The following is a 14,039-nucleotide window of genomic DNA, read 5'->3' as shown; positions in this document are numbered from 1 at the left end:
CCGGGCAGCCCCAGGGCCGCCGCACCGCTCACCGCTACTTCTTACGGCGGCGCCCGGCGCTCTTCTGGGCCTTGCGGCGCTCGGCACGGGTCAGCCCGTCCGCCTCGGAGCGGGCCGGTCCGCCCTCCTCGTCACTGATGAAGTCGCCCTCGATGACACTGCCGTCGCCGTCCACCTTGGGAGCGGAGAAGTGCAGGCGGTCCGGCCGCTGCGGCGCCTCCAGGCCCTTGGCGTGGATCTCCGGACGCCCCGCGCCGGCGGGCACGGCGTCCTGCAGGTCCTTGTCCAGCGAGGTCTGCGCCGCTTCCTCCACCGGGACCTCCTCGACCTGCTGCTCGACCTGGACCTCCAGGTTGAACAGGTAGCCGACGGACTCCTCCTTGATGCCCTCCATCATCGCGGTGAACATGTCGAAGCCCTCGCGCTGGTACTCGACCAGCGGGTCCTTCTGGGCCATCGCCCGCAGGCCGATGCCCTCCTGGAGGTAGTCCATCTCGTAGAGGTGCTCACGCCACTTGCGGTCCAGGACGGACAGCACGACCCGGCGCTCCAGCTCCCGCATGATGTCCGAGCCGAGCTGCTCCTCACGGGCGGCGTACTGCTCGTGGACGTCGTCCTTGACCGCGTCGCCGATGAACTCGGCGGTGATGCCCGCGCGGTCGCCGGCCTCGTCCTCCAGCTCCTCGACGGTCACCTTGACCGGGTAGAGCTGCTTGAACGCGCCCCACAGCCGGTCGAGGTCCCACTCCTCGGCGAAGCCCTCGACCGTCTCCGCCTGGATGTAGGCGTCGATGGTGTCGTCCATGAAGTGCTTGATCTGGTCCTGCAGGTCCTCGCCCTCCAGGACGCGGCGGCGCTCGCCGTAGATGACCTCGCGCTGCCGGTTGAGCACCTCGTCGTACTTCAGGACGTTCTTACGCGTCTCGAAGTTCTGCTGCTCGACCTGGGACTGGGCGGAGGCGATCGCCCGGGTCACCATCTTGTTCTCGATCGGGACGTCGTCGGGGACGTTGGCCATCGCCATCACGCGCTCGACCATCTGCGCCTTGAACAGCCGCATCAGGTCATCGCCCAGGGAGAGGTAGAACCGCGACTCGCCGGGGTCACCCTGACGGCCGGAGCGGCCGCGCAGCTGGTTGTCGATCCGCCGCGACTCGTGCCGCTCGGTGCCGAGCACATAGAGCCCGCCGAGCTCCTTGACCTCTTCGAACTCCGCCTTGACCGCGGCCTCGGCACGCTCCAGGGCGGCGGGCAGCGCGGCCGCCCACTCCTCGACGTGCTCGACCGGGTCCAGGCCCAGCTGGCGCAGCTCCGCCTCGGCGAGGTCGTCGGGGTTGCCGCCGAGCTTGATGTCGGTACCACGGCCGGCCATGTTCGTGGCGACCGTCACGGCGCCCTTGCGGCCGGCCTGGGCGATGATCGGCGCCTCACGGTCGTGCTGCTTGGCGTTGAGCACCTCGTGGGCGACACCGCGCTTGTTGAGCTGCTGGGAGAGGTACTCGGACTTCTCGACCGAGGTGGTGCCGACCAGGATCGGCTGGCCCTTGCCGTGCTTTTCGACGATGTCCTCGACGACCGCGTCGAACTTCGCGGTCTCGGTGCGGTAGATCAGGTCCGCCTGGTCCATCCGGACCATCGGGCGGTTCGTCGGGATCGGGACGACGCCGAGCTTGTAGATCTGGTGGAACTCGGCGGCCTCGGTCATGGCCGTACCGGTCATGCCGGAGAGCTTGTCGTAGAGGCGGAAGAAGTTCTGCAGGGTGATCGTGGCGAGCGTCTGGTTCTCGTCCTTGATCTCCACCCCTTCCTTCGCCTCGATGGCCTGGTGCATGCCCTCGTTGTAGCGGCGGCCGGCGAGGATACGGCCGGTGTGCTCGTCGACGATCATGACTTCGCCGTCGATGACGACGTAGTCCTTGTCGTTCTTGAAGAGCTCCTTGGCCTTGATCGCGTTGTTGAGGTAGCCGACGAGCGGGGTGTTCACCGACTCGTACAGATTGTCGATGCCCAGCCAGTCCTCGACCTTGCTGACACCGGACTCGTGGATGCCGACGGTGCGCTTCTTCTCGTCGACGTCGTAGTCGCCGGTCTCCTCGATGCCGCGCTGCGGGTTGGCGGCCTCGCCCCGCTTCAGGCGCCTGACCAACTTGGCGAAGTCGCCGTACCACTTGGTGGCGGAGTCGGCCGGGCCGGAGATGATCAGCGGCGTACGGGCCTCGTCGACGAGGATCGAGTCGACCTCGTCGACGACCGCGAAGTTGTGGCCACGCTGGACGAGTTCGTCCTGCGACCAGGCCATGTTGTCACGCAGATAGTCGAAGCCGAACTCGTTGTTCGTGCCGTAGGTGATGTCGCAGTTGTACTGCTCACGGCGCTGGGCCGGCGTCATGTCGGCGAGGATGCAACCGACCGTAAGGCCCAGGAATTTGTGGATCCGGCCCATCATCTCCGAGTCGCGTTCGGCCAGGTAGTCGTTCACCGTGATCAGGTGGACGCCCTTGCCGGAGAGCGCGTTGAGATACGTCGGAAGGGTGCCGACCAGGGTCTTGCCCTCACCGGTCTTCATCTCGGCGACGTACCCCATGTGAAGGGCCGCGCCGCCCATCAGCTGGACGTCGTAGGGGCGCTGGCCGAGCACCCGCCGGGCGGCCTCACGGACCGTGGCGAACGCCTCGGGCAGCAGATCATCGAGGCTCTCGCCGTCGGCGTAGCGCTCCTTGTACTCATCCGTGAGGGCGCGCAGCTCCGCGTCGGACAGCGCCGCGAAGTCCTCCTCGATGGAGTTGACCTGGCCCGCGATGCGGTGCAGTTTGCGCAGGATCTTTCCTTCGCCTGCACGCATGATCTTCGTCAAGACGGACACTAGGGCTGGTCTCCTTGCCGGTCGGGCCTGCACGGTCGAGTGCGCGGGCGCGGCATTTTTCCAAGGGGGCAGGCCCCGCCGCAACGGCCATCGTAAAGGAGGACGCAGCCGGGCCGGGAGGTCCGCCGCAGCGAACCCCGCTCTCCCCTCCTCCCATGAACGCACAGGGCCACGAGAAGGTGCCGGGCGGTTGCCGGGAATCACACCGAAAACCCTTGGTCAGGCTTTCCGCGACCTTGCAGACTCACGCCATGAAGCCCGTCACCCTCACCACCGAGCGCCTGGTGCTGCGCCCCTTCGAGCCCTCCGACGCGCCCGCGGTGCACGCCGCGTGCCAAGAGCCCGACATCCCGCGCTGGACGAGCGTCCCCGCACCGTACGGCGTCGACGATGCGGAGCAGTTCGTCGGCACGGTCGCCCCCGAGGGCTGGCGCGACGACACCACGTACAACTTCGCGGTCGCCTCCCGGGCGGACGGCTCGCTCGTGGGCGCGATGGGCCTGGTACGCCTCGCGCGGCTGCACACCCCCGAACGCCAGGCCGAGCTGGGCTACTGGACCGCCAAGGAGCACCGCGGCCGGGGGTACACGGTCGAGGCGGCCCGCGCGGTGCTGCGCTGGGCCTTCCGCGACCTGGGAGTGGAGCGCCTGGAGTGGCACGCGGAGGCCGGAAACGAGGGTTCCCGGGCGGTGGCCCGCAAAGTCGGCTTCCATATGGAGGGCACCCTGCGCGCTCAGCTGGTGCGCGAGGGCATCCGCCGGGATGTCTGGATCGGCTCGCTACTGCCGTCCGATCTGCCCGGGGAATCGGGAGCGTCCGGGTCGGTCGCGCCCGGCGCCCCCGACGCGACGCCGTATCTGCCCTACCCCGGCTGAGCGCCGGCCGCGCGGTCCGGGCGGGCGGCACGAATCCGGCACGGGGCCGGGGCGCGGGCCGGCGCGCCGCGACGGCTCCGCTCCGGCGGCCCGGAGGCCCGGAGGTCCGGGAGGCCGCCTGACCAGCGGCTCTTCCCGCGCCCGGGGCCGCTGTCAGTGCCCGCCCCTACTCTGATCCGCATGACCGCCGAGACGCAGCCGCTGCCTCCGCCCGTGACCGCGCTGTCCCGCGACGATGCCCGGCGCCTGGCGCTGCGGGCGCAGGGTCTGCTGGGCGCCCCGGACCGCCGGGCGGGCGTGCGCGGGGTGCTGCGGCATCTGGGCGCTGTGCAGCTGGACACGATCTCGGTGCTGGCCCGCTCCCATGAACTGGTGCCCTACGCCCGGCTCGGCCCGGTCAGCCGTCCCGCCGTCGAGGCCGCCTACTGGACCACGCCTCCTTCCGGCGCACCCGCGGCACGACCACACAGCTTCGAGTACTGGTCACACGCCGCCTGCATCCTGCCCATCGAGGAGTGGCCGCACTTCGCCTTCCGCCGCCGCGCCCGGCGGGCCAAGGGCCACCGCTGGCACGTCATGGAGGACTCCGAGCGCTCCTGCGCCGCCGTATTGGACCGGCTCCGGGCGGACGGCCCGCTGACCACCTCGGAGCTGGGCGGCGGGCGCAACGGCGGCGAGTGGTGGGACTGGTCCGAGACCAAGATCGCGGTGGAGTGGCTGCTGGACACCGGCGAGGTGGTCTGCACGGAACGCCGTGCCTGGAAGCGGGTGTACGACCTCGCCGAGCGCGCCGTCCCGGACGCCCTGCTGCACGACGATCTGGACGACGCCGCGTGCGTGCGCCGCCTGGTCGCCCAGGCCGGGGCCGCCATGGGCGTGGCCACCCGAGCCGACCTGGCGGATTACCACCGTCTCAAGGGCGAGCAGGTCGATGCCGTCGTCGCGGACTCCGGGCTGGTCCCGGTCGAGGTCGAGGGCTGGGGCAAGCCCGCCTGGGCCGACCCCGCCGCGCTCGCCGCCCCGCCCCGCGGCCGGCACCGCACGACCCTGCTCTCGCCCTTCGACTCCCTGATCTGGGACCGTCCGCGCACCGAGCGGATCTTCGGTTTCACGCACCGCCTGGAGGCCTACGTCCCGCGCCCCCAGCGGATACACGGCCATTTCGCGATGCCCCTGCTGGCCGGCGGCCGCCTGGTCGGGCGGGTGGACCCGGCCCGTGAGGGGAGCACCCTCGTCGCGCGCCAGGTGTCGATGCGGGGCCCCAAGGCCGTCGCGCCCATGGCCCGGGCCCTGTGGGAGGCCGCACGCTGGGTCGGCTGCGAGGCCGTGCGCGTGGACCGCTGCGACGACCCGGAACTGGCCGCCGCCCTGCACGCGGAACTCACTCACACGAGCGACCACACGACCGACTAGCCAGAGGCACCGGACGGCACGTACCGGGCCCCTTGGGCCCCCGCCCCACCGGCGCGTTCACGCTCCGGCCGGCCGGCTCACCGGATCTCGAGGATCTTCTCCCGCATCGCGTACACCACCGCCTCCATCCGGGAGTGCAGCTGCAGCTTCTCCAGGATGTTGCGGACGTGGTTCTTCACCGTGTTCTCGGAGATGAAGAGTTCCTTGGCGATATCGCGGTTGTTCATGCCTGTGGCGACGAGCTTGAGGACCTCCAGCTCACGGTCGGTGAGCCGGGGCGCGGGCACCAGCCTGCGCTCGTCCGTACGCTGGATCATCGACTTGAACTCCGTCAGGAGCTTGGACGCCATCGACGGGCTGATCTGCGACTGGCCGTCCGCGACGGCGCGGATCGCGGTCGCCACCTCATCGGTGGAGATCTCCTTGAGGAGGTAGCCGGTGGCGCCGGCCTTGATCGCGTCGTAGAGATCGGCCTCTTCATCGCTGATCGTCAGCATGATGATCTTTGCGCTGGGGGCGACCTCCTTGAGGGAGGTACATGCCTCGATCCCGCCGCGCTTGGGCATCCGTACGTCCATCAGCACGATGTCGGGCAGCAGATCCGCGGCCTTGTCGACCGCCTCCGCGCCGTCCCCCGCCTCGCCGACGACCTGGATGTCCTCTTCCTGGGCCAGCACGATCTCCAGCCCCCGCCGGAAGAGTGCGTGATCATCCACGACCAGGACCCGGATCGGCTCCTTGCGCGCCACGCTCACGGTCCGGTCGGCCTCGTCCTCGCCTCCGGCGCCGCAGTGGTCATCATCCGCGTCGCCGCGCACGGGCCCGAAACTGTCCCCCATCGATCCTCCCCGTCAACTACTCGGCCCACAGGCCGGAGCTTGGAAATAAGGCTGGTTGACAACAGCCCCCTGCGGCCAGCCCGATCAATGTCATTCGACCGTCTCCCCGGCATGTCGCCATGTCGTGTCCCCGTACTCCCTGGCCGGCACGAACACTATACGGCTTCAACTCCTGCTCTCTCCGGTCACGATGGTGCCCCCGGCGTGCGCCGGGGGCACCGAGCGATGGGGTTCAGCCGCCCAGGGCGCCACCTGCGCCGCCGGGCTCCTCCTCCCCGAACAGATCGGGGTTCAAGTGGATGACGCCGTAGTCGTATGCGTGCCGCCGGTAGACGACACTCGGCAGCTTGGTGTCGGCGTCGACGAAGAGGTAGAAGTCGTGCCCGACCAACTCCATCTCGTTGAGCGCCTGGTCGAGCGCCATCGGCGCGGCCGAGTGGGTCTTCTCGCGGACGATCAAGGGACCTTCGCCCTGGACGTCGATCGAACCCATCCTTGTGGTCGGCACCTTCTGGTCCGCCTCGGCGGCGAGTTCGCCGTTGGTGTTCAGGCTTGCGGCGTCGGGCACGCTGACGGCGACTTCGCTCGCCGGAATGCGGCCGTTGCCACGGCGCGAGAAGCGCTTGTCGTGCTGCTTGCGCAGACGCGCCTCGAGCTTGGCGGTTGCCAGATCCAGCGCGGCGTAGGGATCAGCGGCGGCGGCCTCGGCCCGGACCACCGGGCCACGGGAGCGGAGGGTGATCTCCACTCGGTCGGAACGGTCGGCCTGCCGCGGGTTGGGCTCCTTGGACACCTCGACGTCCAGGCTGATCACCTTGGCGTCGAGCTTCTGGACTTTGTCCAGCTTCAGCTTCTCGGCCACGTGCTTGCGGAACCGCTCGGGCACCTCGGTCTTGCGGCCCTTGACGACGATGTCCACGCAGAACTCCGTTCCCGGATCGCTCCGCTCATCCGGCGGGGCGATTCCTTCTTGCACCAGGCTCCGGTGGTTGCCGAAGCCTCGGACTTGGCGACTTTCACCTCCTCCTCCCCCGAGGACCCGCTCTCCACTCCCCCTATTTCAGGGTCGCCGAAAATATCCCTGAACGCATTCATCGCGACATCCAAGGCAAAACGTCCGCCAAGTCCTCACAACCGAACATAGCTCTCTCGGACTGATGTCGGCACCCCCTCGGAGCCTCCGGCTCCAATTGAGTGACTTTTCTTCCTCAATTACGTGCTCCGTGGTAAGGCGTGGACCCGCGCATCATCGGCTACGAAGGCGCCCACCGGCGCCGCCACCACCGCCGCCCCGACCACCCGGCCACCGGCCGCCGCGAGCGCGCGCGCCGCCTCCGCGAGCGTGGCTCCCGTGGTCACCAGGTCGTCCACCAGCACTGCTGGCGGGCCCACCAGCAGCCTCCGGGCCACGCCCGGCACTCCAGTGCACCGGCGACATTCGCCCGCCGCTGCCGGGCGCTGAGTCCCGCCTGGTCAGCCACCGCACGACGCTGCCGCAGCACCGCGAGCACCCGGGCCGCCGTCCCCGCCCGCCGCAGCTCACCGGCCGCCGCCCGGGCGACCCTGCACACCGGATCGTGCCCCCGGCCGGCCACCGATCTTCGAGCCGACGGCACGGGCACCAGCAGCAGCGGCCCACCACCGGTGCGCAGCCCCCGCACGGCCCCGGCCAGCACCGCGCCCAGCGGCCCGGCCAGCGGCAAGGCACCCCGCTCCTTGTGGGCCAGCAGCACCGCCCGCACCTCGTCGGCATACGGCGCCCCCGCCCACACCCGGGGCAGCCCGGCCGGCGCGGGCCACGGCCGTACCCGCCGCGCCCCTCGCCCGTCCCGTGCCAGCGCCCGGCGGCACCGTGCGCACAGCTCCGTACGCGGCCGACCGCACCCCGCACAGTCGACCGGCAGCACCAGACCGGCCAGTTCGCGCCATACCTCTCGCATGACTCCACTGTCCCGCCGAACACGCTCGGTCACCACCCCTGTGGATAACCTCGCCGGTGCGGCGCGACGGATGAGCCGTTCGGGCGATATCGCGGCCGGACGGACGCATTCCGGCACTCCGGACCGGCCGGGCCCGCAGCCGCCTGCGGCGGCGGGCCACGAACCACTGCCCGCGCCCTCCCGGCCACCGGGCACCCGCGTCACCGCGTCACCGCGTCACCGCGTCACCCGGGATAGACCGGCGCCGTCCCGTCCTTCGCCACGGTCTTCCAGTTCGCGTCCAGAGGCAGCCGCACTATCCCCTCCGTCGCGTCCGCGATCAGCGGTCGGGCCTCGTCCTCCGAGGCCGCCACCGCCTTGACACCATTGACGCCGGGCAGGGTCTGCGCTTTGGACGCCGAGCCGTCGGTCTCCATGAACTGCATCTGCTGGACCCCGCCGGACTCCCGCCCGACGACCACCAGCCGGCTGCCGCCCGCCCAGGAAGCGGCGACCACATCCTCCAACTGCGGCGCGATCGGCCGCAGTTCCTGCACGGTGAGCTCCGGATGCAGGGCGGTGCCGCCCCGTTCGACCCGGCCGAGCTGGAGCGTCGTACGCCCCTTGTCCTCCACCAGGATCGCGATCCGGATGCCGTCCGCGGCCACCTTGATCGCCTTGATCCGCCGCCCGTCGAGACCGGGCACCGCCACCCTTTCGGGGTCGCTCTTGCCCTCGCGGATCCGCAGCAGCCGTGAGCCGTGCGCATCGCGGTCGGCGATCCACAGATCGCCCAGCCCGTCCCAGCTCGGCGCGGTGAGCCCCGCGTTGGGGTCCTTGGCCGAGCCGGTGCTGGTCAGTAGTGGACCGCTGCGGGCGAGGCCGTCCTCCATGCCGGCCACGTACAGGGACCTGCCGTCACCGGACACCCCGGCCGCGGTGTTCTCGGCACGCGAGATGGCGACCGAGCGCAGCGGGGTCTTGCCGGTGCCGAACGGCCCGCGGACCGGCGTCGGTTCGGTAGCGGAGTCCGACATGGCGACGACCTTGTGGTCGGCGTCGATGAAGTACTCCTTGCCGGAGCGCCCGGCGCCCGGGGACGGGGCGAAGTCACGGTCGGCCTGCTCCTGGGACAGCGCACAGAGCGCATTGCCGCCGCTGTCCTGGAGTTCCACCTCACTGATCTTCGAAGCCCGCGTCATGTCCTGGACGGTGAAGAAGAGTTGCGCCGCCATCCGCTTGCACTGGGTGGAACTGGCACCCGCCGCCTGCTTGCTGAGCTTGACCCGCAGTGCGTTGGAGTCGTCCAGCGCCAGATCGTGGGCGGAGAGCCGGGTGCCGGGCGGGAACGCCGAGGACGTCACCTGGTTCAGCCAGTCCGTGGGCCCCGACAGCAGCGCCGCCACGCTGGCCGTGATCGGCTTTATCCGCTGCCGCAGATAGACCGGATCCGCGACGAGCACATTGCGGCTCGCCTTCGGTTCCTGTGCCTCCGACTTGTAGGACGCGAAGTAGTACTTGTTGTACGAGCGGTAGATGCGCTGGAAGTCGGACAGGCCGAGCACCAGCCCGTTGGGCAGCCGGTCGATGCGCCACTGCCCGTTCTCCTTGACGAGGTGAATCGTCCGGCGGTACGGCTTCTCCTCCGGGGTGTAGGCGTGGTTGTCGTCCACGGCCGCCACCTGACTGCCGGAGAGGGTGACCGTGTAGCCGTTGGCGTCCTCGCGGTTGGGCTGCGGCTTCGGCTCGGGCTTGGGACGCTCCTGGAGCACATCGGTGACCTGGAACGGCCGCCACGTCCGCTTCGCCGACTTCGCCAGATACTGCGTGGCCGTACGGAAATCCGCCTCGTCGCTGGTCGTCGCGTCGAGGAAGCTGCGCACGATGTTGGTCGGCTGGGCACCGTCCTGCGGGGGCACGCCGTAGACCCGCACCTGCGACTCGCCTTCGGAGCGCGGCGACTGGTCGACCGCCGTGAAGTCCCCGCTGTCCGGCATCGACGCACACCCGGCCAGCAGCGCCGCCGCACAGCCGAGCAGCACGGCCTTCCGCGCCCGCCGGGCTCCCCGGCGGGCGCGCATACGGGGCTCTCCGGTGCCCTCCCCGTGCTCAGTTCCCACGCAGCCCGCCTTCCCGCTCCACGCCCCGTCCGGCTTCCTGCCCGGCCCCGCTCTCGTGGACCGGCTCATCGATGTGCGCGCCCTCGCCACGCGCTGTCGCCTCGCTCCGCGCGCCCCCGCTCTGCGGCACCACGCGGGCGCCGTTGCCGGGCAGCGCCGTCGGTCCGGCCGCCGAGGCCCCGGCCACCTGCGGCTCCCGGGCGGCGGCGAGCGCCCCGTCGGCCGCCGCGGCACGCGGCTGCGCCGGGATCGTGGACGGCTTGCGGTCCACCCCGGCGCGCGGCCGGCCGTTCTCGTCCAGTCCGCGGTGCCGGCGTGAGTCCTCCGGCTCCAGGGGTATCGGGGACCCGCGCAGGGTCTCGCCGGCCGTACGCGGCAGCGTCAGCCGGAACTGCGAGCCACCGCCGGGCTCACCCCAGGCCTGCAGCCAGCCGCCGTGCAGCCGGGCGTCCTCGACGGCGATGGACAGGCCGAGCCCCGTGCCGCCGGTGGTACGGGCCCGGGCCGGGTCCGCGCGCCAGAAGCGGTTGAAGACCCGGGTGGCCTCGCCGGGCTTGAGGCCGACGCCGTAGTCGCGCACCGCTATGGCCACCGCGCCGCCGCTCCGGTCGCCCGCGGACGCCAGCCGCACCACCACGTCGCGGCCCTCGCCGTGCTCGACGGCGTTGACCACGAGGTTGCGCAGCACCCGCTCCACCCGGCGGGGATCGGCCTCGGCGATGACGGGCTGCTCGGCGCCGCGCACCACGATGCGGGTGCCCTTGGCGTCGGCGAGCGGCTCGGCACCCTCGATGACGCGGTGCACCACATCGCGCAGGTCGATCGGCTCGGCCTCCAGCGCGGCCGCCCCGGCGTCGAAACGGCTGATCTCCAGCAGCTCCGCGAGCAGCGATTCGAAGCGGTCGAGCTGCCCGCGCAGCAGCTCGGCGGAGCGCGCGGTGGCGGGATCGAACTCATCGCGCGCGTCATGGATGACGTCGGCCGCCATCCGTACGGTCGTCAGCGGCGTCCGCAGCTCGTGCGAGACGTCGGAGACGAAGCGGCGCTGCATCCGGGACAGCTCCTCCAGCTGCTGGATCTTGACCTGGAGGTTCTGCGCCATCTTGTTGAAGGATTCCCCGAGGCGGGCGATGTCGTCCTCGCCGGTGACCTTCATCCGCTCCTGGAGGAGGCCGGCGGCCAGCCGCTCGGAGATCCCCGCGGCCATCCGTACGGGCGTGACGACCTGCCGCACCACCAGCCAGGCGATCGCCCCGAGCAGGATCACGACGAAGACCCCGGCCGTCGCGAGCGTGCCCGTCACGAGCTTGAGCGACTCCTCCTCCTGACTGAACGGGAAGAGGTAGTAGAGCTGGTACTGATTGCTGTTGACGTCGTTCAGCCGCTTGCCGATGATCAGCGCCGGCACCCCGTCGTCCGACCCGATCCGCTTGATCTGGGTGTACTGGCTGAACGTCCCGGACTTGGTGTCCAGTTTCCGCCGCAGTTCGGCGGGCACGCTCCGCTCGGGATCGACATCGCCGGAGGCACGCGGACCGCGGGTGCCGGGGCTGGAGTCGCCGAACGGTTCGTCGGAGTCGGAGCTGAGCGCCACGACGGAGAAGACACCCTGCCCGCCACTGGCGAGCTGCTCGACCAGGCCGGTCAGCCAGGTCGCGGAGTCCTGGGTGCTGCGGTTTCCGGTGCGGGCGACGTCATCGGGCCGGGTGTCATCGGCGCCGTCGGCCATTTTCTGGGCGACGCTGAAGCCGCCCACGGCCTGACTCTGCGCGGCCTGGGTCTTGGCCGTGAGCAGGCCGTTACGGACCTGGCCCACGACCACCACACCGAGCAGCAGCACCACGGCGAGCGACATCAGGAGCGTGGTCGCCACCACGCGCAGCTGGATATTGCGCCGCCACAGCCGCAGGGCGGGCAGCAGGGGCCGCCGCACCCAGCGGCTGAAGAGCCGCAGCAGGGGGTGGACCGGGCCGCTCACCGCGCCGTCGGGCAGCAACTGCCCACCGCGCAGCAAACGGGCCACCAACTTGCCCGAAAAGGACATATCACCCGCCGGGTCGACGGTGCGCCCCCGTTTGCCCTCCGGGGTCGAACCGTCCCGGGTCATGTCAGCTTGGCCCGGCCTTGTAGCCGACCCCGCGCACGGTCACCACGATCTCCGGCCGCTCCGGGTCCCGCTCGACCTTGGAGCGCAGCCGCTGCACATGGACGTTGACCAGCCTGGTGTCGGCGGCGTGCCGGTAGCCCCAGACCTGCTCGAGCAGCACCTCACGCGTGAACACCTGCCACGGCTTGCGCGCCAGCGCCACCAGCAGATCGAACTCCAGCGGGGTCAGCGCGATCGACTGCCCGTCCCGCTTCACCGAGTGGCCCGCCACATCGATGACCAGGTCACCGATGGCGAGCTGCTCGGGCGTCGGCTCCTCCGAACGCCGCAGCCGCGCCCGGATCCGGGCCACCAGCTCCTTGGGCTTGAACGGCTTGACGATGTAGTCGTCCGCACCCGATTCGAGCCCGACGACCACATCCACCGTGTCACTCTTGGCGGTCAGCATGACGATCGGAACACCGGACTCACCGCGGATCAGCCGGCACACCTCGATGCCGTCCCGCCCCGGCAGCATCAGATCGAGCAGCACAAGATCGGGCTTGGTCTCGCGGAAGGCCGCAAGAGCCTTGTCGCCGTCCGACACGAACGACGGTTCAAAACCTTCGCCGCGCAGCACGATGCCGAGCATCTCTGCCAGTGCGGTGTCGTCGTCGACGACCAGGACGCGTCCCTTCATTCGGCCATCATCCCATTACCTGATCGTGACTTACTCCATCGTGACGTGGAACACACCTCTGCCAGCCTCTCCGAGGTCACCGGAGACACCACTCCGGCCTCCGTGACGATCGCCGTCACCAGCTCCGGCGGAGTGACATCGAAGGCCGGGTTGTAGGCCTGTGCGCCCAAAGGGGCCACCGGTATACCGGTGCCCGCCCCCGCCCCGGCACCCCGTACAGAGGGCAACGAGAACTCCGTCACTTCCTGCGCCGGACGCTGCTCCACTTCGATATCCGCCCCCTCCGCGGTGTCCAGATCCACCGTGCTGACCGGTGCCACGACCACGAACGGAACGTGGTGGTACCGCGCCAGCACGGCCAGTGGATAGCTGCCCACCTTGTTGGCGACCGAGCCGTCCGCCGCGATCCGGTCCGCGCCTATCAGCACCGCGTCCACCTCCCCCGCGGCGAACAGTGAGCCCGCCGCGCCGTCCGAGAGCACCGTGTACGCCATCCCTGTCCGCGCCGCCTCGTAGGCGGTCAGCCGGGCTCCCTGCAGCAGCGGACGTGTCTCGTCCACCCAGAGCCGGCGCAGCTCCCCGGCCCGGTGCGCCGCCAGCGCCACCGCCAGGGCGGTGCCCTCACCCCCGGACACCAGCGCCCCGGTGTTGCAGTGCGTGAGGATCCGGTGACCGCCGCCCGGCAGCAGCTCGCCCAGCAGCGCCAGCCCGTGCTCCGCCATGCGAGTGCTGGCCTCGATGTCCTCCGCATGCACGGCCCGCGCCTCGGCCAGCGCCGCCGCGGCCGCCTGGGCACCGGACCCGTCGACCGCCGCGGCCCGGTACGCGACCGCCGCCCGCCGTACCCCGTAGGCCAGGTTGACCGCGGTGGGCCGGGCCTGGGCCAGCACCTCGATCGCCTCTTCCACGTCGAAGCCCCGTGCCGCGGCCAGTGCCACGCCATACGCACCCGCGATGCCCAGCAGCGGCGCCCCCCGCACGGCCAGCGTCCGGATCGCCTGAACCAGCGCCGGTACGTCCGTGCAGACCAGCTCGATCTCCTCCGCGGGCAGCCGGGTCTGGTCGAGGAGGACCAAAACGGGCCCCTCGGGCGGCTCCTCCCAACGCAATGACGGAATGGCGAGCGCCCCGGCGCCCTTCTCGGATACCTCGTACTGATCGCCCATCCCCTCAGTCTGCCGCCGACCGGCCCTCGAACAGAAGGTTCTCCCGCACTCCGGGCGC

9 protein-coding genes and 1 pseudogene are annotated in these 14,039 nt (G+C 70.7%); 2 read left to right on the top strand and 8 right to left on the bottom strand.

Going from position 1 to position 14,039, the window contains the following annotated elements:
- Nucleotides 1-34 precede the first annotated feature (34 nt).
- Nucleotides 35-2,863 carry a preprotein translocase subunit SecA gene (secA, locus tag OIU81_RS22550; RefSeq protein WP_329150656.1) on the bottom strand — a complete coding sequence of 943 codons (2,829 nt, stop codon included), beginning with the start codon at nt 2,861-2,863 and terminating at the stop codon, nt 35-37.
- 251 nt (nt 2,864-3,114) lie between these two features.
- Between secA and OIU81_RS22545 the strand changes: the two genes are divergently transcribed.
- Nucleotides 3,115-3,738, top strand: a complete 624-nt coding sequence (locus OIU81_RS22545; protein WP_329150654.1) for a GNAT family N-acetyltransferase — start codon at nt 3,115-3,117, stop codon at nt 3,736-3,738.
- 180 nt (nt 3,739-3,918) lie between these two features.
- Complete coding sequence (locus OIU81_RS22540) at nt 3,919-5,151, top strand: winged helix-turn-helix domain-containing protein (RefSeq protein WP_329150652.1); 1,233 nt, start codon at nt 3,919-3,921, stop codon at nt 5,149-5,151.
- 77 nt (nt 5,152-5,228) lie between these two features.
- Here the strand turns inward: OIU81_RS22540 and OIU81_RS22535 are convergent, their stop codons facing one another.
- From OIU81_RS22535 to mtnA, 7 genes and pseudogenes are all read right to left on the bottom strand, one after another.
- A complete protein-coding gene (locus OIU81_RS22535; RefSeq protein ID WP_329150650.1) occupies nt 5,229-5,990 on the bottom strand; it encodes a response regulator transcription factor in 762 nt (253 codons plus the stop codon).
- Nucleotides 5,991-6,222: 232 nt separating this feature from the next.
- Nucleotides 6,223-6,909, bottom strand: coding sequence for a ribosome hibernation-promoting factor, HPF/YfiA family (gene hpf, locus OIU81_RS22530; RefSeq protein WP_329150648.1), 687 nt, complete (start codon nt 6,907-6,909; stop codon nt 6,223-6,225).
- A 293-nt stretch (nt 6,910-7,202) separates the two neighbouring features.
- A pseudogene (locus OIU81_RS22525) lies at nt 7,203-7,930 on the bottom strand (ComF family protein).
- 224 nt (nt 7,931-8,154) lie between these two features.
- On the bottom strand, nt 8,155-9,990 hold the full coding sequence (locus OIU81_RS22520) for an LpqB family beta-propeller domain-containing protein (protein ID WP_329155295.1): 1,836 nt from the start codon (nt 9,988-9,990) through the stop codon (nt 8,155-8,157).
- 28 nt (nt 9,991-10,018) lie between these two features.
- A complete protein-coding gene (gene mtrB / locus OIU81_RS22515; RefSeq protein WP_443074028.1) occupies nt 10,019-12,136 on the bottom strand; it encodes an MtrAB system histidine kinase MtrB in 2,118 nt (705 codons plus the stop codon).
- 1 nt (nt 12,137) lies between these two features.
- Nucleotides 12,138-12,815 carry a two-component system response regulator MtrA gene (gene mtrA / locus OIU81_RS22510; protein ID WP_128511972.1) on the bottom strand — a complete coding sequence of 226 codons (678 nt, stop codon included), beginning with the start codon at nt 12,813-12,815 and terminating at the stop codon, nt 12,138-12,140.
- On the bottom strand, nt 12,812-13,981 hold the full coding sequence (mtnA, locus tag OIU81_RS22505; RefSeq protein WP_329150645.1) for an S-methyl-5-thioribose-1-phosphate isomerase: 1,170 nt from the start codon (nt 13,979-13,981) through the stop codon (nt 12,812-12,814). Before mtnA ends, mtrA begins: the two co-directional genes overlap by 4 nt.
- Nucleotides 13,982-14,039: the final 58 nt, after the last annotated feature.

The organism is Streptomyces sp. NBC_01454, from assembly GCF_036227565.1.
GTDB lineage: Bacteria > Actinomycetota > Actinomycetes > Streptomycetales > Streptomycetaceae > Streptomyces.
This window is presented reverse-complemented; position numbering and strand designations above follow the sequence as displayed.